Source organism: Mangrovicoccus ximenensis (assembly GCF_003056725.1).
GTDB lineage: Bacteria > Pseudomonadota > Alphaproteobacteria > Rhodobacterales > Rhodobacteraceae > Mangrovicoccus > Mangrovicoccus ximenensis.
This window is the reverse complement of the sequence record NZ_QBKZ01000022.1, coordinates 1-26,600: the sequence shown is the minus strand read 5'-3', so window position 1 is coordinate 26,600 and position 26,600 is coordinate 1. Positions and strand designations below refer to the sequence as shown.

24 protein-coding genes are annotated in these 26,600 nt (G+C 67.9%); 7 read left to right on the top strand and 17 right to left on the bottom strand.

Going from position 1 to position 26,600, the window contains the following annotated elements:
- The 3 genes from C7T91_RS25335 to C7T91_RS25325 all read right to left on the bottom strand — a co-directional run.
- On the bottom strand, window positions 1-684 hold a 684-nt coding region (locus C7T91_RS25335; protein ID WP_108262361.1), incomplete at its 3' end, for an alpha/beta hydrolase.
- 100 nt (window positions 685-784) lie between these two features.
- Complete coding sequence (locus C7T91_RS25330) at window positions 785-1,615, bottom strand: alpha/beta fold hydrolase (protein ID WP_201742258.1); 831 nt, start codon at window positions 1,613-1,615, stop codon at window positions 785-787.
- 286 nt (window positions 1,616-1,901) lie between these two features.
- Entirely contained in the window at window positions 1,902-2,372 is a 471-nt protein-coding gene (locus C7T91_RS25325; protein WP_108262357.1) for a hypothetical protein, read from the bottom strand.
- Window positions 2,373-2,504: 132 nt separating this feature from the next.
- On the opposite strand from C7T91_RS25325, the gene C7T91_RS25320 reads away from it, so the two are divergent.
- Entirely contained in the window at window positions 2,505-3,491 is a 987-nt protein-coding gene (locus C7T91_RS25320) for a GlxA family transcriptional regulator (RefSeq protein WP_108262355.1), read from the top strand.
- Between the two features lie 1,694 nt (window positions 3,492-5,185).
- Here the strand turns inward: C7T91_RS25320 and C7T91_RS25310 are convergent.
- The 3 genes from C7T91_RS25310 to C7T91_RS25300 all read right to left on the bottom strand — a co-directional run bounded on the left by C7T91_RS25310 (window position 5,186) and on the right by C7T91_RS25300 (window position 8,310).
- The gene (locus C7T91_RS25310) at window positions 5,186-6,178 is read right to left on the bottom strand and encodes an ABC transporter ATP-binding protein (RefSeq protein WP_108262351.1); all 993 of its coding nucleotides are present in this window, start codon (window positions 6,176-6,178) and stop codon (window positions 5,186-5,188) included.
- Window positions 6,179-6,241: 63 nt separating this feature from the next.
- Window positions 6,242-7,288, bottom strand: coding sequence for an ABC transporter substrate-binding protein (locus C7T91_RS25305; protein WP_108262349.1), 1,047 nt, complete (start codon window positions 7,286-7,288; stop codon window positions 6,242-6,244).
- Window positions 7,289-7,335: 47 nt separating this feature from the next.
- Window positions 7,336-8,310, bottom strand: coding sequence for an isopenicillin N synthase family dioxygenase (locus C7T91_RS25300; protein ID WP_108262347.1), 975 nt, complete (start codon window positions 8,308-8,310; stop codon window positions 7,336-7,338).
- 180 nt (window positions 8,311-8,490) lie between these two features.
- Here C7T91_RS25300 and C7T91_RS25295 point away from each other — a divergent pair, with 180 nt between their 5' ends.
- The gene (locus C7T91_RS25295) at window positions 8,491-9,444 is read left to right on the top strand and encodes a nucleoside hydrolase (RefSeq protein WP_108262345.1); all 954 of its coding nucleotides are present in this window, start codon (window positions 8,491-8,493) and stop codon (window positions 9,442-9,444) included.
- On the opposite strand, the gene C7T91_RS25290 is transcribed toward C7T91_RS25295, so the two are convergent.
- Complete coding sequence (locus tag C7T91_RS25290) at window positions 9,429-10,334, bottom strand: aminotransferase class IV (RefSeq protein WP_108262343.1); 906 nt, start codon at window positions 10,332-10,334, stop codon at window positions 9,429-9,431. The two genes, C7T91_RS25295 and C7T91_RS25290, sit on opposite strands and share 16 nt — an antisense overlap.
- Before the next feature lie 95 nt (window positions 10,335-10,429).
- Entirely contained in the window at window positions 10,430-10,879 is a 450-nt protein-coding gene (locus tag C7T91_RS25285; RefSeq protein WP_330848891.1) for an ABC transporter ATP-binding protein, read from the bottom strand.
- Window positions 10,880-11,167: 288 nt separating this feature from the next.
- On the opposite strand from C7T91_RS25285, the gene C7T91_RS25280 reads away from it, so the two are divergent.
- Both C7T91_RS25280 and C7T91_RS25275 read left to right on the top strand, forming a co-directional pair.
- Window positions 11,168-12,253 (top strand): hydrogenase small subunit, encoded by a 1,086-nt coding sequence (locus tag C7T91_RS25280; protein WP_108262339.1) that lies wholly within the window; start codon window positions 11,168-11,170, stop codon window positions 12,251-12,253.
- A 3-nt stretch (window positions 12,254-12,256) separates the two neighbouring features.
- Window positions 12,257-14,050 carry a nickel-dependent hydrogenase large subunit gene (locus C7T91_RS25275; protein WP_108262337.1) on the top strand — a complete coding sequence of 598 codons (1,794 nt, stop codon included), beginning with the start codon at window positions 12,257-12,259 and terminating at the stop codon, window positions 14,048-14,050.
- Between the two features lie 835 nt (window positions 14,051-14,885).
- Here C7T91_RS25275 and C7T91_RS25270 read toward each other — a convergent pair.
- The 9 genes from C7T91_RS25270 to C7T91_RS25235 form a co-directional block, all read right to left on the bottom strand.
- Window positions 14,886-15,206, bottom strand: a complete 321-nt coding sequence (locus tag C7T91_RS25270; protein WP_108262335.1) for a carboxymuconolactone decarboxylase family protein — start codon at window positions 15,204-15,206, stop codon at window positions 14,886-14,888.
- A gap of 57 nt (window positions 15,207-15,263) precedes the next feature.
- Complete coding sequence (gene bktB / locus C7T91_RS25265; protein ID WP_108262333.1) at window positions 15,264-16,448, bottom strand: beta-ketothiolase BktB; 1,185 nt, start codon at window positions 16,446-16,448, stop codon at window positions 15,264-15,266.
- A gap of 38 nt (window positions 16,449-16,486) precedes the next feature.
- Window positions 16,487-17,512: a phosphotransferase family protein gene (locus C7T91_RS25260; RefSeq protein WP_108262331.1), complete on the bottom strand. Its 1,026-nt coding sequence runs from the start codon at window positions 17,510-17,512 to the stop codon at window positions 16,487-16,489.
- 39 nt (window positions 17,513-17,551) lie between these two features.
- A complete protein-coding gene (locus C7T91_RS25255; protein WP_108262329.1) occupies window positions 17,552-18,760 on the bottom strand; it encodes an acyl-CoA dehydrogenase family protein in 1,209 nt (402 codons plus the stop codon).
- 9 nt (window positions 18,761-18,769) lie between these two features.
- On the bottom strand, window positions 18,770-19,522 hold the full coding sequence (locus tag C7T91_RS25250; protein WP_108262327.1) for an SDR family NAD(P)-dependent oxidoreductase: 753 nt from the start codon (window positions 19,520-19,522) through the stop codon (window positions 18,770-18,772).
- A 17-nt stretch (window positions 19,523-19,539) separates the two neighbouring features.
- Window positions 19,540-20,727, bottom strand: a complete 1,188-nt coding sequence (locus tag C7T91_RS25245) for an acyl-CoA dehydrogenase family protein (RefSeq protein WP_108262325.1) — start codon at window positions 20,725-20,727, stop codon at window positions 19,540-19,542.
- Between the two features lie 51 nt (window positions 20,728-20,778).
- The gene (locus C7T91_RS38115) at window positions 20,779-20,904 is read right to left on the bottom strand and encodes a hypothetical protein (RefSeq protein WP_269102529.1); all 126 of its coding nucleotides are present in this window, start codon (window positions 20,902-20,904) and stop codon (window positions 20,779-20,781) included.
- Window positions 20,868-21,503 carry an AMP-binding protein gene (locus C7T91_RS25240; protein WP_108262323.1) on the bottom strand — a complete coding sequence of 212 codons (636 nt, stop codon included), beginning with the start codon at window positions 21,501-21,503 and terminating at the stop codon, window positions 20,868-20,870. Before C7T91_RS25240 ends, C7T91_RS38115 begins: the two co-directional genes overlap by 37 nt.
- A gap of 111 nt (window positions 21,504-21,614) precedes the next feature.
- A complete protein-coding gene (locus C7T91_RS25235; protein WP_108262321.1) occupies window positions 21,615-22,313 on the bottom strand; it encodes a DnaA N-terminal domain-containing protein in 699 nt (232 codons plus the stop codon).
- Between the two features lie 380 nt (window positions 22,314-22,693).
- On the opposite strand from C7T91_RS25235, the gene C7T91_RS25230 reads away from it, so the two are divergent.
- From C7T91_RS25230 to C7T91_RS25220, 3 genes are all read left to right on the top strand, one after another.
- Window positions 22,694-24,007 (top strand): AAA family ATPase, encoded by a 1,314-nt coding sequence (locus C7T91_RS25230; RefSeq protein ID WP_108262319.1) that lies wholly within the window; start codon window positions 22,694-22,696, stop codon window positions 24,005-24,007.
- Window positions 24,000-25,076: a ParB/RepB/Spo0J family partition protein gene (locus tag C7T91_RS25225; protein WP_108262317.1), complete on the top strand. Its 1,077-nt coding sequence runs from the start codon at window positions 24,000-24,002 to the stop codon at window positions 25,074-25,076. Before C7T91_RS25230 ends, C7T91_RS25225 begins: the two co-directional genes overlap by 8 nt.
- A gap of 175 nt (window positions 25,077-25,251) precedes the next feature.
- A partial coding sequence (locus C7T91_RS25220; RefSeq protein WP_108262315.1) for a GSU2403 family nucleotidyltransferase fold protein occupies window positions 25,252-26,600 on the top strand: 1,349 nt, incomplete at its 3' end.

Genomic DNA, 26,600 nt, shown 5'->3' with positions numbered 1-26,600 from the left:
GATGCGGTCGGCCATGTGGTGCAGCATTTTCTGCGCGAAGGCCTTGTCCTCGGTGGCGATGACGGCCCAGCTCGGCTTGGTCCGCCAGGCGGCGTTTTCGAGCACCGTGCCGAAGACATCCATGTTGATCGGCACCTGGGCGTCGCGCATGAAGGCGGCGTCCGCGTCGCTCACGTCATGGGCGAAGCCAACCTGGAAGCTGTCGGGCGCAACGTAGCCATAGCCGTCCTCACCGATGTCGAGCACGAATTCGGGCGGCGAGGTGAAGCCGTCGTACTGCTGCGCGGTGGTCTCGCCCGCATCCGGCGAGAGTGCGGAGACATAGACCAGCCCGGCCACCTTGGGGTGGATGCCCGCCTCGGTGATGACCGTGCCGCCCCAGGAGTGGCCGACGAGGATAGCCGGGCCGTCCTGGCGGTTCAGCGCGCGGTTGGTGGCGGCCACGTCATCGGCCAGCGAGGTCAGCGGGTTCTGCACCATGGTCACGCGGTAGCCGCGGGCGGTGAGGTCGTCATACACCCCGCGCCAGCCGGAGGCGTCGGCGAAGGCGCCGTGTACCAGCACCACGCTGCGGATGGTCTGGTCGTCGGGAATGCGGGTCTGGGCGGAGGCATCGGTGGTGCCGCTGGTGCCCACGGTGGCCGCCGCGGCGGCGGCAGCGATGAGATTCTGAAGCCTGGTCATCGGATCGGTCCTTTCGGTATGAAGGTTGGGCTGGTCTGTGTCGGGTCGTCGCGGGTCATGTCAGGCCGCGCCAGGGCGGTGGGCGCGGCCCGTCGCGGCGTCAGCTGCGGGCGAAGGCCAGCAGATCGGCGTTGATCAGGTCGGGGTGCGTGGCGAAGAAGCCGTGCGACAGGCCCGGGTAGGTCTTCAGCGTGCCGTTCTGCAGCAGCTTGATGGCCTTGTGCGCCGAGTTGTCGATCGGCACGACCTGGTCGTCCTCGCCGTGCAGCACCAGAACCGGCTGGGTCATGGCCTTGAGGTCCTCGGTGAAGTCGGTCTCCGAGAAGGCCCTGATGCCGTCGTAATGGGCCTTGGCCCCGCCGGTCATGCCCTGGCGCCACCAGTTGTTGATCAGCCCCTGGCTGACCTCGGCGCCCTCGCGGTTGAAGCCATAGAAAGGGCCGCTGGGCACGTCCAGGAAGAACTGGGCGCGGTTGGCGGCCAGGGCGGCGCGGAAGCCGTCGAAGACCTCCAGCGGCATGCCGTCGGGGTTGGTCTCGGAGGCCACCATGATCGGCGGCACCGCGCCCAGCAGGGCTGCCTTGGCGACCCGGCCCGGCTCGGCATTGGCGACGTAGCGCGCCACCTCGCCGCCGCCGGTGGAGTGGCCGATGTGGATGGCATCGCGCAGGTCCAGCGCCTTTGCCAGATCGGCCACGTCGGCGGCGTAGTGGTCCATGTCGTGTCCGTCCGAGACCTGCTCGGAGCGCCCGTGGCCGCGGCGGTCATGGGCGATGACGCGGTAGCCCTGGCCAAGGAAGAACAGCATCTGGTTGTCCCAGTCGTCGCCGGAGAGAGGCCAGCCGTGGTGGAAGACGACGGGCTGGGCGTCTTTCGGGCCCCAGTCCTTGTAGAAGATTTCGGTGCCGTCGCGGGTGGTGATCGTAGCCATGGTGAAAGGTCCTTCTGATTGAGCGAGGATGGATGTCGGCAAGGTGAGGAGCGCGGCCGCAACCGTTGCGCCCTTGAGAATTACCCGCCTTGTGAAATCGGGTGTCATTGCCAGTCCTTTCGGTTTCGATGTGGACAGAGATAGACGGGGCGCGGCAGCAAGAGGCGTGGCGAATCTGACAACCTTCGGGTCAAAACTGACAATGATGAAAACCGCCCCTCCTTGGCCGAGTTGTCACCGACAACTCGGTGCCTGCCCGGCGGAGGGGTCTCCGCCGGGGGCGCTTTCAGGTGCGAGTGCCGATCTCGCCGGTCGAGCTCTTGGTCCGCGCGGGGATCTGCTCGCCGGGCACGAAGGTGAGGGCCACTGTCGCATCGACCGGCTCGGGCGCGGCCAGCTCGCCCTTGCCTTCGAACGAGGCGTCGAGCAGGAGGCGCAGCGAGCGGTTGGTTTCCATCGGCAGGAAGGAGATCATGCAGACCTCTTCGAGCGAGGCGGCCTCGGCCACTTCGATCAGCTCCTCCTTCAGGTCCTCGCGGGTGTAGCTGATGATGTAGTTGTAATCCTGCTCCAGCGTCAGCAGCTTCGGCTTGCGCATGCTCTCGGGCACGTCGCTGTCCTTGAAGTTCCAGAGAAACTTTGCCGGACCACCGAAGATGGGGCCGCCGAAGACGAGCTGCTTGGCGATGAGCGCATCAAGGATGCGATAGGCCTGAGCGGTCTGCTCGGCGCTGATGAAAACTTGGTAGTATTGCATGGTTTTCACTCCGATTACGTTGTGACTCGAAGCTATGGCCCTGAGGGTATTCCGATAAGCGGGACAAAGTGAGATGCGGAATTTTAGATTTCAGGATAATATCGACCCTCGAAAACGGCTGGGACCGGACGCATGACGACAAGACCCAAGACGACTGGCGCCTCCGCACCCGCGGCCGAGATCGGGCTGCTGATCTACCCCGACTGCCAGCTCTCGGCGATCTACGGCATGACCGACCTCTTCCGCATCGCCGGCGAATGGGCTGACGGGCGCACGATCCGTGTGTCGCACTGGAATGCGACCGAAGAGACGGTGACCTGCACCTGGGACAGCCACCCTGACCTGCCGCACAGGCTAAGCTATGCCATTGCTCCGCCGAGCCTTGTGATGCCGGAGCGCATGGAGCCATTTCCTGCCGCCGCCGCCTGGTTGCGCGCGCAGCATGCGGAGGGCACCGTGCTGGGCTCGGTCTGCGCAGGCGCCTTCGTTCTGGCCGAGACGGGACTGATGCGCCGACGACGCGCCACCACCCACTGGGCCTTCGCCGCGCAGCTCGCCCGGCGCTTTCCCGATATCGAGGTGGCTGACGATCGGATGGTGCTGGATGACGGCGACATCGTCACCGCGGGCGGCATCCTGGCCTGGACCGACTTGGGCCTCACCCTCGTCGAGCGCTTTCTCGGCCCCGCCACCATGCTGGCCACAGCGCGGTTCTTGCTGATCGACCCGCCGCGCTCCAGCCAACGGCCCTTCGCGGCCTTCATCCCGCGCTTCGACCATGGCGACGAGGCCATCCGCCGGGCGCAGCACCACCTCCACGCGCACTTCACAGAGGCCCTGCAGCAGGCCGACCTGCACGCCGTCGCCGGGTTGACCGAACGCACCTTCCTGCGCCGGTTCACCGCCGCGACCGGGCACAGGCCCAACGCCTACCTTCAGCAGGTGCGCATCGCCAAGGCGCGCGAAAGCCTCGAGCGCACGCTGGACCCGGTGGATCGCATCGCCTGGGATGTCGGCTACTCCGATCCTGCGGCCTTCCGGAAGATCTTCCAAAAGCTCGTCGGCGCCGCGCCCGCTGCCTACCGCCAGCGGTTCGGCATCGCGGCCGCAGATGGCTAAGGCATCCACCTTGTTGAAAGGCGGGAATGGCTCGTACCAAAAGGCCGCAAGGTCAATTCAACTAACTCTGTGGCACAGCGCGGCGGAGAGCAGCTAACCCCATACCTGACCTTGGCGGCGAATGCAGCGAATGGCGGCTTTCCGCCCTCCTCGATCAATGCTGCAGTGCGCACGAACGGCAGAAGTGGGGCTCTCTCCGGCCTTGCGGCGGCGCGGAACCCTAGCCTTGGCGCCGATGGTTTATCTGATATCACCATGCCACGCCAAGGGTCGGAACCTGCCGCTCGCCCGCGCCACCCCGAGCGCCTCAAGCCAGCCCTTTTCGGCCGCTCGCGACGGCGTCGGGCACGAGAGACCGGCTGTGGTCGGCTAGGGGAAGCGGACTTGCGGCGGCGCGGCGGAGACCCGTCGGCGATCGGGCGGAAGCGGCCGCTCGCCATGTTCTTCGTGCGAACTGAGGTGGTCCCCAAAATCCGGACACCCGGCTAATCGCGGCCCCGCCGGGGCCACGGTCGCTCCGCCCCCTTCGCCCTCGACCTTGATGCCATCCGGCGCCTCCAGCGGCGCTGGAACCAATGGCGCAGCCGCTGGAAGCTCCTCGGACCGATGGCGGTCGATGCCTCATTGTCGATGAGCAGGTGCAGCGCCCCCTTGGAGCCGCGATGCGGGATGGTGACGTCCAATGTCTTCTGGCGGCGTGGGGACGGGAGTCCGGGATGCCGATGGCATGATCCGTCATCTTCGCCATGTCCTGTCCTTGCCATGCGCGGTGCAGGCTCATGGTGAAGACGGCGGCAGCTCCTGCTCACTCGCGGTCCGGTCGATCTGGGCAACAGACGGCCCCGAACAGGAACGACGGCCCCGGAAATTCATGAGGCAAGGCGGAACGGGAAACGGCGCGGTGCGCCGTTTTCCCGCCGGACGACCGCAATGACGCCGAGGCGATTTGCGGGGCGGCCGGCCGCCCGCCAATGCGGGTCGCGCCATCGGCGTGCTTTCAGCACGGCGCCGCTGAAATCGCCGGAGCAACTCGAGATACAGGCTGTCCGCCGGATCCGGCAGAGACGGCTCTCCGGCCGGACGCGGCTGGCGGACCAGGTGCGGGGCCAGCCGGGCGAACATCGACCGGTCCTCGCCCGCTCCGTCAGCCATCTGCGGAACGGGCGTGCCCGGAGCGCCGGAGGACGCCGCCGCGAGGACGGGGGCCGGACATGATCGGCGAGCGGGCCGGCGGACCGGCTGCACCGACGGGATCGGACCCCTCTCGGCAGATTTGGCGTCACGCCGCGGGCGTGCCTCCGGGACTTGTGCCGAGACGGAGGTCGGGCGGGGCAATGCCGATGGCAAGCCACTGGCCACCCGGCCTCCGGCCAGTCGCGGCGCCATGCCACCAGACCTCAGCTGCAACCCGGCAGCCGCAGCACCCGCAAACCGGTCCACGCCTCCGCGCCCCGCACCGGAAGGAACGCCGCCGCGCTGGCCGCCGCGCGGAGCGAAAAGATCGGTCGGCATGCCTCTCTTCCTGCAAAGCCCCCGGAACGGCCGAACGCGCCAAGGCAGGCGCTGCCGTCGAAGCATCCATTCATTCGTTCCGGATCTTCACGCCTATCGCCTGTGCGGAGGATGCCTGGCGCCTCGCCACCCTGCGTCCCTGCTCCGCCCTGCCGAGCTTGGCAGCTCCCTCGACACCGCGGTCACCGCCGAGGGGATCGGGCCGCACAAGGGCATCTGAAACCTGTCCGCCCCCTTCCGGACCGGCAGCCGCGCGGTTCAGGCCGGGCCGGGCGCCCCGCAGCATCGCAGACCATCGCCCGCTTGCTGCCGGTGGTCCGGATCGCGCACCGGCCGGGGGCTGCCATGATGCCGGAACGCGCCGCCGGGGCCGCGGGGGCCGGGATGGCGAGCGACGCGCCGCCAGGCAGCGCGATCTCCACGGTCCCCGCGCCGGAGGCGGTCACGTCCAGGTCGAGGATGTTCGCATTGCCGACGAAGCGCGCGACCTGCTCGGTCGCCGGGGTGTTGTAGATCTCCTGCGGACTGCCGGCCTGGGCGATGTCGCCGTCGAACATGACGACGACGAGGTCCGACATGGTCATCGCCTCGTTCTGGTCATGGGTGACGTAGATCGTGGTGATGCCGACGCGTTTCTGCAGGTCGCGGATGAAGCCGCGCATCTCGTCTCGCAGCTTGGCGTCGAGGTTCGCGAGCGGTTCGTCGAGCAGCAGGATCGCGGGCTCGATCACCAGCGCGCGGCCCAGGGCGACGCGCTGCTGCTGGCCGCCCGACAGCGCCTTGGGATAGCGCTCCGCGTATGGGCTCAGCTGCACCAGCTCGAGCGTCTTCGCCACGCGCTCGGCGATCCGGGCTTTCGGCACCTTGCGCATCTCCAGCCCGAAGGCGAGGTTCTGCGCGACCGTCATGTGCGGGAAGAGCGCATAGGACTGGAACACCATGCCGATGTCGCGGTCCTCGGGGAGCTTGCGCGAAATGTCCTTGCCGTCGAACAGGATGCGGCCGTCGGTCACCTCCTCGAAACCGGCAATGCAGCGCAGCGTCGTTGACTTGCCGCAGCCCGAGGGGCCGAGCAGCGAGACGAACTGGCCATGCCCGACCTTGAGCGAGATGCCGCGCAGCGCCGGGGTGCCGCCATAGGATTTGACGAGCGAGAGAAGGGAGACTTCGGTCATGGAGAAGGGGGTCTTTCTGGCAGGCCCCGCGCGGCCGGGCGCGGGGCTTTGGGCTTGCGGGGATCAGGCGCCGAAGATCTCGTTCCAGCGGCGGGCGAATTCCTCGGCATTCGCGTTCATGTAGTCCCAGTCCCAGTCGATGAACTGCGACATGGCCTCGCCCGAGACCGGAACGTCGCGCTTCAGTTCCTCGGGCACGGTGACCGTCCGGTTGACCGGCGAGACGAAGAACTCCTTCATCAAGAGCTCCTGCCCCTTCGGCCCGAGCACGAAGTCGAGATACTTGTAGGCCGCCTCGCGCGCCGGGGTGTTGGCGCAGATGTTGAAGGTCTGGTCCCACATCATCAGCCCTTCCTCGGGGATGATGCAATCGACCGGCAGGCCCTGGTTGCGCAGCCGCGCGATCTCGCCGAAATCGAAGGGCGCGACGGCGATCTCGCCGGTGGCCATGGCGGTGCTCATGTTGAAGTCGGTCTGGTAGACCGGGCCGAGCTCGGCGAGCTTGGCGAAACCGGTCTCGACGTCGCGGATGCCCGAGCCGTAGATCATCGAGGCCAGCATCAGGAACATCTTCCCGGCCGAGTTCTTGATGTTGTAGAGGCCGAGCTGGCCGTGAAGCTCCTCATTTTCCCACAGATCCTTCCAGGAGGTCGGCGGGGTGGACACCATGTCGGTGCGGTAGCCGATGCCGATCGGCGAGATCAGCCCGACGGCGGCCCAGCCATCAGATGCCTTGGTCGCCACCGGGTAGAGATCGGCATAGTTCGGCACCAGGTCGAGATCGAGCTTTTCGAAATAGCCCTCGTCGCGCAGAACGGTCGAATAGATCTCGTTGGTCATCAGGCAGCCATAGGGCGGGTTCTCCGCCCCGGCGGCGCGCATGTTGGTGGTGTAGGTCCGGCCCAGGCCGATATCGAGCCGCGGCGCGATCCCGGTCTCTTCGGTGAAGCCCGGGACAAGGATGTCCCGCCAGAACTTCTCCCAGGACCCGCCATAGGTGGTGATCACCAGGTCCTGCGCCTGGGCATGCACGGCGGGCACGTTCAGCACCGAGGCGCCTCCGAGCGCCACGAGGGCCTGGAGCATGGTGCGGCGGTTCATTTCGGTCATTCGCGCGTATCCTTTTCCCTGTCGGCAATCGCCATGGTGCGGACCCCTCAGGAGGCCTTCTTGCGGTAGTCGTAGTTCTTGTTCAGCCGCTCCATCAGGTAGTCGCCGTAGAGCACCGGCTCCATCTGCGCGACCTCGCCTGCCGCCAGCATCTCGGCGGGGCATTCGACCAGCGCCGACATCGACGGATCGTAGAAGAAGGGCTGGGAATAGCGGTCGCGCTTCGACAGGTTCTTCACCCGGTGCGGCGTGGAAACGAGGCGGCCGTTCGACCATTTCGCCAGGATGTCGCCCACATTCATCACGAAGGTGCCCGGGATCGGCGGCGCCGGGATCCACTCGCCCTTCTTGTTGCGCACTTCGAGCCCGCCGACATCGTCCTGCTTCAGCAGCGTGACGAAACCGTAGTCGGTATGCGGCGCGGAACCGAAGAGCTGCTCCTCGTCGGGCTGCTCGGGATAGTGCAGCAGCCGCAGGAACAGGGTCGGGTTGTCGAAATGCTTGTCGAACCAGTCGCGCGGCAGGCCGAGCGCCTCGGCGATGCCGCCCGCGATGCGCTGGCCGAGCCCGGTCATCGCCGCCATGTAGGCCTGCGCGGTCTCCTTCAGCTCGGGCAGCGTCTCGGGGAACTGGTTCGGCCCCTGGATCGGCTCGCCGGCATAGGGCGCGTCCTCGGGCACCTCATGCATGATCATCAGGCTCTCGGACTGGTTCGGCTTCGTCACCTTGGCCACCGAAGAGGTCACGATGGTCGAGGTCGACATCGGCATGTAGCCGCGGTGGAAGCCGTTGATCTTCAGCTTCATCTTCTCGTCCAGCGGCAGGTCGTGGAACGCCATGTTCATCTGGCGCATGCGCTCGACCAGCTCTTCGGGAACGCCATGCCCCGCGAGATAGGCGAAGCCCGAGGTGGTCAGCGCCTCGTTCAGCGCGGCAACCGTCGCCGCCCGTGCTTCCGGCGCCGCCCCGGCTGCCAGACCCGAAAGGTCCACCACCGGGATGTTGTCGAATTCGCCCTTCATCGCGCATCTCCTGTTCTGGATATTGTATACAGAAACAGCAGGGCGCGGATTTTTGAAGCGCAAAGCCCCGAGGAGACGCTCGGATGACAAAAAAAGTGCATTTCTGTGAAACTTTTTCTCGCCTCCGTTCCGATCTGCTGCAGATGTGGGCGCAATGAAAACAGGTCAGGGATACAGACCATGCCCCCCATCCCCGTCATCATCGACACCGATCCCGGCCAGGACGATGCCTTCGCGATCCTCCTGGCGCTGGCCGCGCCGGAACTCGAGGTCCTCGGCCTGACCACGGTGGCGGGCAACATGGGCCTGCCGCAGACCACCGACAACGCGCGCCGCATCGTCGAACTGGCCGGGCACGGCGCCCTGCCCGTCCATGCCGGCTGCGCCCGGCCGCTGATGCGCGCGCCCCGCCCGGTGCCGGAAATCCACGGCGAGACCGGCATCGACGGATGGGACTGGGCTGAGGCGGCTGGCGGCCCTGCCCCGGGCCATGGCGTCGATTTCATCATCGAGACCGTGCTCTCGCATCCAGAGCCGGTGACCATGATCCTCCTCGGCCCGCAGACCAATTTCGCCATGGCGCTGCGCCGCGCGCCGGAGATCGCCGGCAACATCGCCCGCGTGGTCTTCATGGGCGGCGGCTATTTCGAGGGCGGCAACATGACCCCGGCCGCCGAGTACAACATCCTCGTCGACCCCGAGGCCGCGCGGATCACGCTGGGATCGGGCATCCCGGTGACCGCCGTGCCGCTCGACTGCACCCACAATTGCGCGGCGCCGGTCGGCTGGTCGGAGGTTCTGGCCAGGCATCCGCAGCCGGTGATGCAGGCCTGCGCGGGGATGATGGAATTCTTCGAGCGCTACGGCAATGCCAAGCACGGCACCGCCTCGCGGCCGCTGCATGATGCGGTTGCCGTCGCCGCGCTGATCTGGCCGGAGCTGTTCGAGGGCCGGCTCTGCCCGGTCGACATCGAATGCGCGGGCGAGCTGACCACCGGCATGACCGTGGTCGACTGGCTGCGCCAGACCGGCCGGCCCGACACCTGCCTGTGGCTGAACGGCTGCAGCGATCCGCAGGCGGTCTATGACCGGATGGAGGCGGCGCTGGCGCGGCTGGGTCAGGCCAGCGCGTAATCCACCGGCGTGGCGTGCCAGCCTTCGGCGCGCCGCTGCCAGAACCGGTCGTGGATCCGCATCGACAGCGGACCGGGCCGGTCGTTCCCCATGATCCGCCCGTCGATCCGCGAGGCAGGCATGATCCCTCCGGCGGTGGTGGCGGCGAAGATCTCGTCGGCCGCGCGGAACTCCTCCACCGGCAGGGGGCGGATCTCCACCGGAATCCCCAGCTCTGCGCAAAGCTCGAAGACCGAGGCGCGGGTGATTCCCTCCAGCGCGCCGCGGTCGGGGCTGATGACGCGGCCGTCGCGGATGCAGAAAATGTTGAAGCCTGGGCCCTCGGTGACATTGCCGTCGCCGTCGGGGAGGATGGCGAAATCGGCGCCTGCCTCCCCGGCCTCGAACTGGCCCTCGGTCAGGTCGCCCCAATGGAAGTTCTTCACCCGCGGATCGACGCTCTCGGGCGGAATGCGGCGGACTTCGGGGATCATCAGGTGCAGGCCGCGGGCGATCATTTCGGGCGGCGCGACCCAGGCCCAGGGCAGCGCCATGCAGACCAGATAGGCGGGCGCATGGGCCGGATGGCGCGGGGCGCCGGGCGGCGGCACCGCGCGCAGGCAGTCCATCGCGACATAGGCCGAGCGCAGGCCCGAGGCCGCCACGACCCGGTGGAGGATGGCGCGGATGTCATCGTCGCTCTGGCCCGGATCCATCCGCAGCCGGGTCATCGAGGCGCGGAAGCGGCGGAGATGGTCGTCGAGCCGGAAGAAGCTGCCCTCCCAGACGCCGGCCACGTCATAGGTCACGTCGGAGCGGCGGTAGCCCCAATGGGTGACCGGGATCTTCGCCTGGTCCACCGGCATGATCCGCCCGTCGATCCAGGCGGCGCCTTTCGAGTAATCCTGCATGCTGCGCTTTCCGGGCGGCGCCGCCGCCTCTCCGGCTTCGCGGCCAGCTTGGCCCCCGCCGGAGAGCAAGGCCAGAGGCCGCCCGGTCGCAGCCCTCAGAGCGCGGCGCCGATCTGCCCGGCATAGGCTCCCAGCGCGTCCGATCCGCGGGCGCGCGGGCGCGGAAGGTCGATCGACAGGTCCAGCGCAATCCCCGCGGGGCGGCCCGACAGCACGATCACCCGGTCGGCGAGGAAGGCCGCCTCGCCGATGTCATGGGTGACGAACAGCACAGCCTTGCCGCTTTCCGACCAGATCCGCAGCACCTCGTCCTGCAGGCCCTCGCGGGTCAGCGCGTCGACCGCCGAGAAAGGCTCGTCCATCAGGAGGATGTCCGGGTTCACCGCCAGCGCGCGGGCGATGCCGCCGCGCTGCACCTGCCCGCCCGAGAGCTGGTGGGGATAGCGGTCGGCCATGGCCCCGAGCCCGGTCAGCCGCAGCACCTCTTCGATGCGGCGGCCGCGCTCGGCGGCCGGGCGCTCGGCGACACCCCCGTTCTGCTCCACCGCAGCACGCCGGCCAATGACGGATCGCTGGCGCTGGGGCAGGCGCTGGCCGCCGCCGCGCGCCACATCCGGCCGGAAGGCGGCTGACCAGCGCTCTGGCCAGATGGTTGCCGCCTGACCGGGCGATGCCGCCGCCATCTGCCGGCAAGTTTCTGAAAACGGTCAATTAATCGGCAAATCCGCCCTTCTCCGGCTTTCCTGTGTGCGTCCGGCCCGGCTGTGGTTTGCTGTCATGGACGCTCTGCATGCCGCGGCATCCAGAGTCCCGGACCGACAGGGAGGGCCAGCGTGAGCCAGATCGAGACCTTCTACGATGTGATGCGGCGGCAGGGGATCACCCGGCGCAGCTTCATGAAATACTGCTCGCTGACGGCGGCGGCGCTGGGGCTCGCGCCCTCCTACGTGCCGAAGATCGCCCATGCGATGGAGACCAAGCCCCGCACCCCGGTGATCTGGGTCCACGGGCTGGAATGCACCTGCTGTTCGGAGAGCTTCATCCGCTCGGCGCATCCGCTCGCGAAGGACGTGGTCCTGTCGATGATCTCGCTCGATTACGACGACACGCTGATGGCGGCGGCCGGCCACCAGGCCGAGGCGGCGCTGGAAGAGACCATCCAGAAATACAAGGGCAACTACATCCTCGCGGTCGAGGGCAACCCGCCGCTGAACGAGGACGGCATGTTCTGCATCGTCGGCGGCAAGCCCTTCGTCGAGCAGCTGCGCCATGCCGCCAAGGACGCCAAGGCGATCATCAGCTGGGGGGCCTGCGCCTCCTATGGCTGCGTGCAGGCGGCGAAGCCGAACCCGACCCGCGCGACCCCGGTGCACAAGGTCATCACCGACAAGCCGATCATCAAGGTGCCGGGCTGCCCGCCGATCGCCGAGGTGATGACCGGGGTGATCACCTACATGCTGACCTTCGACCGGCTGCCGGAGCTTGACCGCCAGGGCCGCCCGGCGATGTTCTACGGCCAGCGCATCCACGACAAATGCTACCGCCGCCCGCATTTCGACGCCGGCCAGTTCGTCGAGCAGTGGGACGACGAGAACGCGCGCAAGGGCTACTGCCTGTACAAGATGGGCTGCAAGGGCCCGACCACCTACAATGCCTGCTCCACCGTGCGCTGGAACGAGGGCGTCAGCTTCCCGATCCAGTCGGGCCATGGCTGCATCGGCTGTTCCGAGGACGGGTTCTGGGACCAGGGCACCTTCTATGACCGGGTGACCGACCTGACCCAGTTCGGCGTCGAGGCCAATGCCGACAAGATCGGCGCCACCGCGGCCGGCGTCGTGGGCGCCGGCGTCGCCGCCCATGCCGCGGTCAGCGCGCTCAAATCCGCGCAGCGCAAGACCCAGAAGAAAGAGGACGCGTAAGCCATGGTCGTGCAGACTCCGAACGGCTTCGAGCTGGACAATAGCGGCCGCCGCATCGTCGTGGATCCGGTGACCCGGATCGAGGGCCACATGCGCTGCGAGGTCAATGTCGACGAGAACGGCGTGATCCGCAACGCGGTCTCCACCGGCACCATGTGGCGCGGGCTGGAGGTCATCCTCAAGGGCCGCGATCCGCGCGACGCCTGGGCCTTCACCGAGCGCATCTGCGGCGTCTGCACCGGCACCCACGCGCTGACCTCCGTCCGCTCGGTCGAGGACGCGCTCGGGATCCAGATCCCGGACAACGCCAACTCGATCCGCAACCTGATGCAGCTGGCGCTGCAGATCCACGACCACATCGTGCATTTCTACCACCTGCACGCGCTCGACTGGGTCAATCCGATCAACGCGCTGCGCGCCGATCCGAAGGCGACGAGCGAGCTGCAGCAGATGGTCAGCCCGTCGCACCCGCTGTCGAGCCCGGGCTATTTCCGCGACGTGCAGAACCGGCTGAAGCAGTTCGTGGAATCGGGCCAGCTGGGCCTGTTCAAGAACGGCTATTGGGACAACCCCGCCTACAAGCTGCCGCCCGAGGCGGATCTGATGGCGACGACCCACTACCTGGAGGCGCTCGACCTGCAGAAGGAGGTCGTCAAGCTCCACACGATCTTCGGCGGCAAGAACCCGCATCCGAACTGGCTGGTCGGCGGCGTGCCCTGTCCGATCAACGTCCATTCGACGGGCGCGACGGGTGCGATCAACATGGAACGGCTGAACATGGTCCAGTCGATCATCCAGCAGGGGCTCGAATTCAACCGCAACGTCTATATCCCGGACGTGATCGCGATCGGCGGGTTCTACAAGAACTGGCTCTATGGCGGCGGTCTCTCCTCGCAGGCCTGCCTAGCCTATGGCGACATCCCCGAGCATCCCAACGATTTCAGCCCCGAGCAGCTGCACCTGCCGCGCGGCGCGATCATCAACGGCAACCTCTCCGAGGTGCATGACGTCGATCCGCGCGATCCCGAGCAGATCCAGGAATTCGTCGATCACAGCTGGTACACCTATGGCGAACCGGGCAAGGGGCTGCATCCCTGGGACGGCGTCACCGAGGCGAAATACGAGCTGGGGCCGAATGCCAAGGGCACGCGCACCAATATCGAGGAGCTCGACGAGGCCGCGAAATACTCGTGGATCAAGGCGCCCCGCTGGAAGGGCCATGCGATGGAGGTCGGCCCGCTCGCGCGCTACATCATCGGCTATGCCAAGGGGCACGAGGACATCAAGACCCAGGTCGACGGCCTCCTGCGCACCATGGACCTGCCCTTCGACGCTGTGTTCTCGACGCTGGGGCGCACTGCGGCGCGGGCGCTCGAATCCGAATACTGCTCGCGTCTCCAGCAGCATTTCTTCGACAAGCTCATCGCCAACATCAAGAACGGCGACGAGAGCACGGCGAATGTCGAGAAATGGGATCCGTCGACCTGGCCCGCCGAGGCGCAGGGCGTCGGCATGACCGAGGCGCCGCGCGGCGCGCTCGGCCACTGGATCAAGATCAAGGACGGCCGGATCGAGAACTACCAATGCGTGGTGCCGACCACCTGGAACGGCTCGCCGCGCGACACCCAGGGCAATATCGGCGCCTTCGAGGCCAGCCTGATGAACACGCCGATGGAACGCCCCGAGGAGCCGGTCGAGATCCTGCGCACGCTGCACAGCTTCGACCCGTGCCTCGCCTGTTCCACCCATGTCATGTCGCCCGAGGGCGAGGAGATGGCCACCGTCAAGGTCCGCTGAGGGAGGAGACCAAGATGAAGAGCGTTCTGACTACCCTGCTGCTTCTGGCGCCTGCTGCGGCGCTGGCCCATCCCGGCCATGGCGCCGAACCGGGCGGCCACTGGCTGTCGCAGCCGGACCATCTGGCCGTCGCCGTCCTCGCCGCGCTGGCGGCGGGGGAGGCATCGGCCGCATCGGTCCTGGGCCGCGCATGCCACACGCCCCGGCAAGGCGCCGGTCCTGCAGCGGGGCGACCTCGGCCAGCGGAAACCTGCCCGGGAGCGCCGCCTCGAAGGCCCGGAGATGCGGGCCGGCGGTGCCTTGCCCAGCCATCGGATCAGGGCCCGGAAACCACGCGCCGAGTTCCCGAACTGCTACGCCGCGCCCTCCCCGAGGCGGAAGGCATCGGGACGGGATTTCGAGATATCGATGCCGATGCATGATCCGTCATCTTCGCCAGTCCTGTCCTTGCCATGCGCGGTGCAAGCACGCGCATCCCCTCCCGCGGCGTTGCCATGCAACGCGCTGCCGGGCGGCGGTGCAGGCCCATGGTGACGACGGCGGCCGGCCCTGCTCACTCGCGGTCCGGTCGACCTGGGCAGACACGGTCCGGCCGCCGCCGTCTGTTGCCCGCCATGCATGGCGGGCAACAGACGACCCCGAACATGAACGACGGACCCGGTAACTCATGAGAAAAGGCAGGGACGGCCGGCCGGAACGCGCGGAAGTCCCGGCACTTCCCCGCGTCCTGGTCTTCCGGCGGCGTGGAGCCGCTCCCGTGTCCCATGGCAGCGTCCCCTTCCGCGGGGGACTGTCCCGTGGCGATGCTTGCCGAGCCGCCTGCCACGCCCGCCAATCAGGCGGTTTCCGCGGGGCCGCCAGACTGGAAAATCTCCAGTCCGGCCTTGGCGGAGTTTACGCCGCAGGGCCAGCCGCCGTAGAAGGCGAGCTGCACCACGAGGCCGCGCAGCTCGTCCGGCGTCACCCCGTTGGCGATGGCCTTCTTCATGTGGGCTTCCAACTCGGCATTCTTCCCGAGCGCGCCGAGGATGGCGCAGGTCACCAGGCTGCGGTCGCGCGGACCCAGTTCGGGCTGCTTCCAGACGTCCTCGTAAAGCACGTCCCTGCGCAGGCGGCTGAACTGTGGCACGGCCTTGTAGAAATCCAGTTCTTCCATGATTTTTCCTTTCGTGAGGCGGGGGCTGCAAGTCCCGCGCTGCTGGCTGCAGGGGCGTCAGCGTGCCAGGTTCTCGATGATCAGCGCGATGCCCTGGCCGCCGCCGATGCACATGGTCGCCGCGCCGTAGCGTCCGCCCGTGCGCACCAGTTCGTGCAGGAGCTTCGTCGTGATGACCGTGCCGCTGGCGCCGATCGGATGGCCGAGCGCGACCGCGCCGCCATTCGGGTTGACCTTGGCCGGGTCGAGCTCCAGCTCGGCCGCGACGGCACAGGCCTGGGCGGCGAAGGCCTCGTTCGACTCGATCACGTCGAGATCGGCGACCGTCAGCCCGGCGCGCTCCAGCGCCACCTGCATGGCCGGGACCGGTCCGATGCCCATGTAGCGCGGATCGACCCCGGCATGGCCATGCGCCAGCACCCGCGCCATCGGCGCCGCGCCCTGCGCCACTGCCGCGGCTTCGGTCATCAGGACCACCGAGGAAGCGCCGTCATTGATCCCCGAGGCATTGCCCGCGGTGACCTTGCCGTCCTTCCTGAACACCGCGCGCAGTTTCGCCATGTCTTCGAGCGTGGCGCCCGGACGGACATGTTCGTCGGTGTCGAAGACCTGCTCGCCCTTGCGGGTCTTCAGCGTGACCGGAACGATCTGGTCCTTGAACAGCCCCGCCTCGATTGCGGCGGCGGCACGGCGGTGGCTCTCTACGGCGAACGCGTCCTGCGCCTCGCGGCAGATGCCGTATTTCTCGGCGACGTTCTCGGCGGTGACGCCCATGTGGCCATTGCCGAACGGGTCGGTCAGCACCGCGGTCATCATGTCGATGGCTTGGGTCTCGCCCATCTTTTGCCCCCAGCGGATGCCGGGCATCAGGTAGCCCGCGCGGCTCATGCTTTCAGCGCCCCCGGCCAGCACCACCCCGGCCTCGCCGAGGCGCAGCGCCTGGATGCCCGAGACGATCGCCTGCAGCCCCGAGCCGCAGAGCCGGTTCACGGTCAGGGCGGGGGCGCGTTCGGCCACGCCCGCGCCGATGGCGATGGTGCGCGAGACATACATGTCGCGCGGTTCGGTATGGATCACGTTGCCGTAGAAGGCTTGGTCGACCGCGTCGGCGTCGATCCCGGCGCGGGCGATCGCCTCCTTGGCGGTGATCACGCCCATCTCTGTCGGGGTCATCCCGGCCAGGGCGCCGCCGAAATCGCCGATCGCGGTGCGGACTGCGGATACCAGAACTACATCAGTCATTGTCTCTGCCTGTTCCTGTCGTGGCGGGCCTGCCGCGCTCAGAGCGCGGGCATGCCCTCGATTACGTCGATGCCGCGGGCGGCCAGCCGCTGGGCCATGGAGCCGTGGCGCGCGGCATCCGCCCCGGCGGCGGTGCCCTGGCGGACCCGGTCGGCGATGCCGACCCAGATCACCGAGAAGCGGTAGAGCGCGAAGGCCTTGTGGAAGGTCAGCAGCGGCGGCGTGCCCGGCGCGCACGCCATGTAGCGCGCGACGAACTCTTCCTCGGTGGGCAGGCCGAGCGCCTCGCGGTCAAGCCCGAGAACGCCGCCGTATTCCTCGGGGCCGGTATGCCAGGGCAGCACGCAGAATCCGAGATCGGCAAGCGGATGGCCCAGCGTCGAGAGCTCCCAGTCGAGGATCGCCACCACCCGCGGCTCGGTCGGATGGAAGATGACGTTGCCCATGCGGAAATCGCCATGGGCGAGGCTGGTTGCGCCATCATCCGGCGGCAGGTTCTCGCGCAGCCACGCGCCCAGCCGGTCGAGTTCGGGGATCGGGCCGCTGGGGCTGGCCTCCCATTGCCGCGACCAGCGGGAGATCTGGCGCTCGAAATAGTTGCCCGGACGGCCGAAATCGCCGAGCCCGACCTCTTCGGGGCGGACCTTGTGCATCGCGGCCATGGCCTCGGCGAGGCCGAGCCAGATCGCCTTGCGCTCTTCTTTCGGCACCTCGGGCAGCGCGCAGTCGGTGAAGACCCGGCCATGGACGCGCTCCATCAGGTAGAAGGGCGTGCCCAGCAGGTCCGGATCGGCGTGGTAGAGGATTGGCCGCGCCACCGGAACCCCGGCGGGATGCAGCGCTTCGAGCACGCGGTATTCGCGGTCGACGGCATGCGCGCCCTTCAGGATCGGGCCGTTGGGCTGCTTGCGCAGCACCATTTCCTGCCCGGCGCAGGTGACGAAATAGGTCGGGTTCGACTGGCCGCCGGCGATCCGCTCGATCGCCATGTCCCCGGCGGAGCCGAGCCGCTCCGCGAGAAAGTCCCGGAGCCGTTCGGGGTCAAAATCGATGTCAGCACTCATGTCGCTTGTCTCCTCCTCGGCGGGCGGGGCAGGGGCGCATCACGCGCCGAGGCCCCATTTCCAGAAGTCGCGGCCTTCCTTCTCGATGCTGCGGTGGAGCACCATCTTGTGCACCTCGTCGGCGCCGTCGACGAGCCGCGCCTGCCGCGCATAGCGGTAGATCCATTCCAGCGGCGTGTCCTTGGAATAGCCGCGCGCGCCGTTGATCTGGATCGCGGTGTCGGCGGCCTTGTGCAGCACGTTGGCGACATGGACCTTGGCCATCGAGACCTCCTTGCGGGCATAGCTGCCGCGGTCGAGCTCCCAAGCCGCCTTCATCACCAGGAGCCGCCCGATCTCGATCTGCATGCCGAGATCGCCCAGCATCATCTGAACGCTTTCGCGCTTCGACAGCCGCTCGCCGAAGGCAAAGCGGTTATGGGCGTATTCGCTGGCGATCTCGACGCTGCGCTTGGCGAGGCCCAGCCAGCGCATGCAATGCGTCAGACGCGCCGGACCGAGCCGGATCTGCGTCAGCTTCAGCCCGTCGCCTTCCTCCATCAGCAGGTTCTCCGCCGGGATCTCCATGTCCTCGTAGACCACCTCGCAATGGCCGCCATGTTCCTCGGGGCCCATGATCGGGATCCGCCGCTCGATGCGGAAGCCGGGGGTGTCGCGGCGGTGCAGGAAGGCCGACAGCCCCTTGCGTGGATCGTCGGAGGTGCGGGCGATCAGGATGAAGTGGTCGCTGTCCTCGGCGCCGGTGATGAACCACTTGCGGCCGCGCACGACATAGCTGTCGCCCTTGCGCTCCGCCTTGGTCAGCATCATGCCGCCCGGATCCGAGCCCGAGCCGGGCGCGGGTTCGGTCATCACGAAGGCCGAGCGGACGTCGCCGCGCACGATCGGCTGGAGCCACTCTTCCTTCTGCGCCGCGGTGCCGACTTTTTCGAGCACCTGCATGTTGCCGTCGTCGGGGGCCGCGGAATTGAACACGACCGGCCCGAAGATCGAGCGGTTCATTTCCTCGTAGCAGACTGCCATGCCGACCTTGTCGAGCCCCTGGCCGCCGGTCTCCTTCTGCAGCTGCAGGCACCAGAGGCCCTCGGCCTTGGCGCGGGCGCGCATGTCGTTCAGCACTTCGGTGCGGATGTTCTCGTGCGGGTCGTAATTGGCGCGGTCCTCCTCGAGGGGCAGAAGCTCGCGTTCGACGAACCTGGCGATCCGGGCGCGGCAATCCTCGACCTCGGGGGAAATGGTGAAATCCATGGGGTGTTCCTAAAGCGAAGAGACCAGGTGGCCGCCATCGACGGCGATCACCGATCCGGTCATGAAAGCGCTCTCGTCCGAGGCAAGCAACAGCAGCGGGCCGTCGAGATCGCGAAGCTGGCCGAGACGGCGCTGCGGCACGCGGCGGATCAGCGCCTGCCCGGCCTCGGAGGCGAAGAAATCGCGGTTCAGATCGGTCTCGATATAGCCGGGGCAGAGCGCGTTGACGCGGATGCCGTGCCGCGCCCATTCCAGCGCCAGGCTTTTCGACATCTGCACGACGCCGGCCTTGGCGGTGGCATAGGCGGCGAGGTTTCCGGCGACGCGCAGCCCGAGGATCGAGGCGATGTTGACGATGCTGCCGCCCTGTCCGGCGGCGGTCATCGCGCGGGCCGCTGCCTGGGCCACGCGGAAGACGCCGGTCATGTCGGTGTCGATCACCCGCGCCCAGTCCTCCTCGGAGGTTTTCAGTGCGGGGCCGTCCACCGTGACGCCGGCATTGTTGATGACGATGTCATGTGCCGCGCCCTCGAAGGCGGCCGCCACGCTTGCCGGATCGGTCACGTCGAGCGCCACGGCGCGGGCGCTGCCGCCAGCCGCCGCGATCCCGGCAACCAGCTCTTCGAGCCGGTCGGTGCGCCGCGCCGCGGCGGTCACCGCGGCGCCCTCGCGCGCCAGGACTTCGGCGAAGTGGTGCCCCAGCCCCGAGGAGGCGCCGGTGACCAGCGCCGTCTTCCCGGCAAGGCGTCCCTGATGTGCCATGTCTGTCCTTCCTCCCGTCAGTACGATTTCGGCAGCTCGAGCACGCGCTCGGCAATGAAGGACATGATCATCTCGCGGGTCACCGGGGCAATCCGCGGCAGGACGATCTCGCGGAAATAGCGCTCCACGTGGTATTCCTTGGCATAGCCGAAGCCGCCATGGGTGCGCACCGCGCGGTCGCAGGCCTCGAAGGCGGCATCGGCGGCCAGGAATTTCGCGGCATTGGCTTCGGCGCCGCAGGGCTGGCCGCTGTCATAGAGCCGGCCGGCATGCCAGACCATCAGGTCGGCCGCCTCGAGCGCCATCCAGCTCTGCGCCAGCGGGTGCTGGATCGACTGGTTCTGGCCGATCTTGCGGCCGAAGACGACGCGCTCGTTGGCATAGTCGGCGGCCTTCTCCAGCGCCCGGCGGCCGACGCCGATCGCCTCGGCGGCGATCAGCACGCGCTCGGGATTGAGGCTGTCGAGCAGCAGCTTGAAGCCCTTGCCTTCCTCGCCGATGCGGTCCTCCTCGGGAACCACCAGCCCGTCGATGAAGATCGAGTTCGAGTTGACGGCGTTGCGGCCCATCTTGTCGATCGGGGTGATGTCGATCTTGGCGCGATCGAGATCGGTGTAGAACAGCGTCATGCCGTCGGTCGGCTTGCGGCAGTCCTCGATCGGCGTGGTGCGGGTCAACAGCAGGATCTTGTCGGCATTCTGCGCCGTCGAGGTCCAGACCTTCTGGCCGTGGACGATGTAGTTCGACCCCTGCCGCACCGCGCGGGTGGAGATATGCGTGGTATCGAGCCCGGCATCGGGTTCGGTCACGCCGAAGCAGGCCTTCTGCGAGCCGTCGACCAGCGGCGGGATCATCCGGTCCTTCTGCTCCTTGGTGCCGTGCTTGACCATGGCATGGGGGCCGAACAGGTTGATGTGGATCGTCGAGCAGGCCGAGATCGCGCCGGCCGAATTTCCGATGGTCTGCATCAGCAGCGCCGCGTCGGTCACGCCCAGATTGGCGCCGCCATATTCCTCGGGCATGGTGATGCCGAGCCAGCCGGCATCGGCCATCGCCTTGTGGAATTCATGCGGGAACTCGTGCTTGCGCTCCTTTTCCAGCCAGAATTCGTCGTCGAACCCGTCGCAGATGCGGCGGACCGAGTCCGCGATCTGGCGGCGTTCCTCGGTGATCTCGATGCCCGCGGGCAAATCGCTTTTCTTCATGGGATACTCCTCCCTCGTCATTCGGGGCCGCGCGGCGCGCGGCGGAGCGCCTCAGCGGCGCGGATTGAAAACGCCTGCCTTCGACAGCTTGCCGGGCAGGGACCGGCCGACGATCTCCTCGGCCAGGCGGGCCGCTTCGATCAGCGCGCCGAGATCGATGCCGGTCTCGATGCCCATCCGCCCGCAGAGCAGCGCCAGCTCCTCGGTGGCGATGTTGCCGGCCGCGGCGGGATTGCCCGCGAAGGGACAGCCGCCGAGGCCGGGCGGTCCGGCGACGCCGCCTCCAGCGCCGGGCCGAGCGCCAGGCAGTCCTCGGGCGCTTCGCCGCCGATGATCAGCACCAGCTCCAGCGAGGGCAGCTGCGGTCGCAGCGCCGCCACCTTGCGCCGGTAAAGCGCCTCGGTGGTGACCAGAACCTTGGCATTGCCGATCTCCATCCGCATCCGGATCGGCTCCGGCCCGAAGGCCGAGAAGAGCGGCGTGAACACGAGCCCGGCCTTCAGCGTTCCCAGCGCGGCGACGTAGAGCTCGGGCACCCGTCCGGCCAGAGCGAAGACGCTGTCCCCCTTCTGCAGCCCGTGCCGCGCCAGGATGTCCGCAAAGCGCGAACTCAGCCCGGCCAGTTCGCCATAGCTGATCTCGCGCCGCGAACCGTCCTTGCCGAGCCAGAGCATCGCGGTCTCGCCGCCATGGCCGTTTCCGACATGCCGGTCGACGGCCTCATGCGCCATGTTGAGCACCGTTTCCGCCTCCGGTGCTTCCCAGTCCCCCGTCATGTCGTCCTCCCCCGGGAGGCCGCGCCGGAACGGATGGCGGCCTCCATCTCCGCGGAAACCATAACATGCAAGTTTCGGAATGCACGCCGAGATTGCAGAGCGGGGCGGGCCTCAGCCCGCGATCGCCAGCACCAGACGGGGCTCCGGACCGAAGGCTTCGGCCACCGCGCCACGCAGGATCTCGCCGAAATGGGTCTCGACATAGCGCAGCACGAAGGCGCTCTGGGCAACGATCTCGACCCGCTCCTCGCTGGCATCGCGCAGCACCAGACCGGCGAACCAGGCACCATAGGCTTCGGGCGCAGCCGCGCGCAGCCTGGCCTGCACCTGGCTCCAGGGATCGCCGGCCGCGGGCTCCTCGCGTCCCTGGCGGAAATCGACGCGCAGCACCTGCGGTCCTTCCTGCGTCACGGCGGCGGTCCGCCGCGCGCCGAAGCGTTCCGCGAAATCCGGCCCAACCCGGTCCCAATAAGGCGCCGACAGCGCCGCCACGACCTCGGGCACCAGCCGGTAGCTGGCCACCCTGCCCCGCACCCCGGGCCGCAGCGTTTCCAGCAATCCCAGCGCCGAAAGCCGCTTCAGCTCGCGCTTCACCGTCCGGTCGGTCACACCCCAGAGCTTCGCCAGGTCGCGCTGGCCGATCGACACCTCGTCGCGCTGCCAGTTGTAGCGGGCGGTGACCATGGCGATCACCCGCATCGCCGTGGCCTGCTCGCCCTGCGATCCGTTCAGTCCCCATAGCGTCAGCGCCGTGAGGATGTCATATTTCCAGACACCGGCCCCGGGGCCGGTGATGCGTGCGCGGTCCATGACTGCGATCTGCCTTGTGCCTCGATGCGGGTTCCCTCTTTGCGGGGACCTCGATTCCTGTTGAGCGGAGTGAAGCACGAAGTCCCGCAATCTGTCAACGCGCTGCGATTTACGGGATTTGTTCCTCCGGATCTGAAAAATCAGGATTGGAGAGTCTCATAGGAGAAGCAGGACTCTTTGGATGTCACCAAATAAGCCTTTTCCTGTCACCCTATTTCGGGAAGACACGGAAATCCTGTCCCCTTTTCGACTCGGCGATTCCCGTTCGACCGTCTTTTTCCGGACGGCGCCGGCAATAACGCGCGCGGAATTGCCGTTTTGCAGTTTCCCGATTTCGCGTTATTCAGGAGCCAGTGACAAAAAACGCGAGCAGCCGGAAAATGAGAGACCATACCGACCTACAAACCATGAACGAGCGCAGCTTGGCCCAGCAGACCGCCGTGCGCCGCGCCACCTTCTCGCCTGCCGAAACCAAGGAGCTGCGCCGCTTCTCCATCTGGGAGATCAGCCAGTTCATGTTCGACGTTGCCGCCGACACGCTGCGCAAGAAGCTGGCCGAGGACCCGTCGCTGCCGCAGGGCGAGACCGAGGAGGACGGCCGCCAGCGCTGGTTCACGCTGGAAGAGATCAACGAGCTGCGCCGCCGCATCCGGCTGCGCGGCAAGTCGCTGCTGCCGCGCCGTCCCAAGGGCCGCGCCACCCGCATCGCCGTGTCGAACTTCAAGGGCGGCGTCGGCAAGACGGTCGTTGCCCAGCACCTCGCCAATGCTGCCGCGCTCGACGGCTACCGGGTTCTCTGCGTCGATTTCGACCCGCAGGCGACGCTGACCCATTCCATGGGGCTCGTCGAGGTGAAGGAGTGGAACACCGTCTGGGGCATCATGTGCCGGGACCTGTGCCGCGAGGCGGACCGCATCGCCGCCTCCTATGACGATCCGGACGACTGCCCCTACCCCGCCTCGGACGAGCTGCCCGAGGATGTCCAGTCGATTGGCGCGCAGCGCTTCCAGGACTTCATCCAGCCGACCTGCTGGCCGACCATCGACATCATCCCCTCCTGCGCCAATGCCGCCTTCGTCGAATTCGCCTCGGCGCAGTACCGCTCTATGCACAAGGCCTGGAGCTTCTTCGGCTGCGTCGACCGCTATCTCTCGGAGCTGCCGGACGACCAGTACGACCTGATCATCTTCGACTGCCCGCCGGCCATCGGCTACCAGTCGCTGAACGCCGCCTTCGCCGCGGACATCCTCTATATCCCCTCCGGCCCCGGCTATTGGGAATACGACTCGACCACCTCCTTCCTCGGCCAGCTCGGCGACGCGATGCAGGATATCGCCGACGGCTTCGACACGCTGGCCGAGGATGCCGGCCTGTCGCTGCCGAAGCGGTTCCGCGACATCAAGCTCCTGATGACCCGGTTCGAGGCCTCCAACCCGCTCCATGCCGCGATGCAGGGCGCGTTCCGGAATGTCTTCGGCGCCGATGTCTGTCACCACCCGATCGAGATGACCCGTGCGGTCGAGCAGTCGGGCCGCTTCCAGATGTCGGTCTATGAACAGGACTACCGCCAGATGACCCGCGAGACCTGGAAGCGCGCGCGCCAAAGCTTCGACGCCGCCTACCAGGAATTCAAGGCGACCGTGCTGGCCTCCTGGGAGGAAGGCGCCCGCGAGAAGGAGCTGATCGATGGCTGACCGCAACAAGTTCGGCTTCGACGCGCTGGATACCGGCCTGCCCTCGAAGCGCCGCGAACGCTCGGTCGGGCCGATGGGCGCGGCGGTGCGCGAGGCGGCGGCGAGCCTGCAGGAGACGACCGAGGCCAAGGTCGAACAGCGCCGCCGCAATGCCGAGGACGCCAAGGCGTTCCGCGAGGCCGAGGCCTCGGGGCTGGTGCTGCGCCGCCTGTCGATCGGCGACGTGCGCACCGACGACCTGCCCCGCGACCGGCTTGAGCTGGAGGCCGTCGCTTCCTCGGACGAGATGGAGGAACTCAAGGCGTCGATCCGCGCCCGCGGCCAGCGCGAGCCGATCGAGGTCTTCCTCGACCCGAAGGGCCGCTACCAGCTGAAGAAGGGCTGGCGCCGGCTCACCGCGCTGAAGCAGCTCTATCTCGAGACCGACGACCGCGCCTTCTCGGAGGTCGTCGCGCGGATCGACAATGCCGAGACCGAGGACCGCGTCGCGCGCTATGTCGACATGGTCGAGGAAAACGTCGTCCGAGAGGACCTGACATTTGCAGAGATGGCGCAGGTCGCGCTGGCCGCGGCGTCCGATCCGGATGTGCCCGAGACCGATGCCGAGGCGCTGGTCGCGCGGCTCTACGGCTCGCTCCACAAGATGAAGCGCAGCTACATCCGCAGCTTCGTCTTCCTGCTTGCGGAACTGGGCACATCGCTGCAGTGGCCGCGCGCGGTGACGCGCAATGTCGGTGTCGAGGTGGTCCGCACGATGAAGGCCCAGCCGGACCGGGTGGGCGGGCTGCGCCGGGCGCTGGCGGCGGTCGCGGCGGTCGAGGACCAGGCGCAGGTCCTGTCGGATTTCATTGCCGACCGCCGCAAGGAGGACCGGCCGAAGCGCGAGCGCCGCGAGAAGTACGAGTTCCATGTCGGTACCACCAAGGTTACCGCGCGCAAGGGCGAATGCCGGATCGTGTCGGGCGACGATTTCGCCGACATTCCGAAAGACCGGCTGATGCGCGCGATCCGCGCCTTCGAAGCGGCCCTGCACGAGGAAGAGGGTAACCCGCGGGTTACCCAGCTCTGAGACCGGCGGGCGTAACCCACGGGTTACGCCCCCGCAGGTCACCCGGTCCGGCCCGGTGACCAGCCCGATTTTCCCAAAATCCGCGACACTCTTCTGCGCCCGGGCGGCGGCCCGTTAACGGGCCGTAGGACGGGGCCGTGCTTCCATCCGGGACGTTCAGAAGGTGTTTCCGTCCATGGTCCGGTCCGTACCGGCGTGCCTGCGCGCGTCTGCCGTTCTCCTGCTGTCCGCGTTTCTGCCGGCAGTCCCGCAGGCGCCGCTGCGCGCCGATCCGGCGGCGGCGCTGCGGGAGGCCTTCGAGCCGCATCGCCTGACGCGCGGCGAAGCGCGCTTCCTGGAGGCGGGGCTGGCGCTGGAGAACTTCTGTCACGGGCTGCTCGACGGTTTCTGGGGCGAGGGCTCCCAGCGGGCTCTGGAACGGTTCGCCGCGGCCGTCGATCTGCCATTGCCGGTGACCGGCCTCTCGCCGGTGCTGCTGGCGGCCCTGACTGCCGAGAGCTTTGCCGAGGATGGCTGGCAGCGCGACTATTTCGAGGCGATGGATCTGAGCTTCATGGTGCCCGCCGCGAAGATCCGGCGCGGGACGGCGACGCGGGGCGTCGTCAATCTCGGCCATGCGGACAGCTCCCTGGCCTACAGCCTGGCGCGTGGCGGGGCGGAGCAGGTGGCGCAGATGCATGCCCATGCCGAGCTGCAGGCGGCGCCCGGCGAGCCCTTCCGGCTGCGCCGGGACGGGCGCTGGATCACCTCGGGGATCACCGCGGAGGGGTCGGCGATCCATGTCCGCTCGGAGGTCCGGCGCGGGCGGGCCCAGCTCGTCCGCGTGCTGCGCGCCGAGGGCATGACGCCCATGGACCGGGAGACCGGTGCCACCCTCGCCGCCATGGCGCGGGCCCGGGCCTTCGAGGTCGGCGGCGTGCTCGTCGGCACCGCCGCCTTCCGGCTCTACGAGGGCGAACTGGGGCTCACCTTCGCGTCGGAGGACCTGGCCCAGACCCAGGACATCGACGTTGCCAGTTTCGAGCGCCTGTCGCTGGCCATCGGCGATGCCGCCGAACCCGGCATGGTCGCGGCGCTCGGGGCGCTCGATTTCGCTCCGGTCCCGAGCCTCGATCCGCACCGGTGCTGGCGGCTCAAGCACATGCGCGGAGACATGGCGGTCGAGTTCATCACGCCCTCGTTCCGCGAGGAGGAGGATCTGCGCGACCTGCCGGCGCTCGGCGTCTCCGCCCAGTCCCTGCATTTCCTGAATTTCCTGATCGCCGATCCGGTGCACGCCGCAGCCCTGTATCAAGGCGGCGTGCTCGTGCGGATCCCGCGCCCGGAGGCTTTCGCGATCCACAAGCTGATCGTCGCCGACCGTCGGCGCCGGGACCCGGATGGACGGCTCAAGCGCGGCAAGGATCTGGCCCAGGCCACGCGGCTGATCAAGGTTCTGGCCGATGACCAGCCGGAGTTGCTGGGAGAAACCCTGGCGGATGCCCGCCACCGGGGTCCGTCCTGGCGCGCCCATCTCGATGCCTC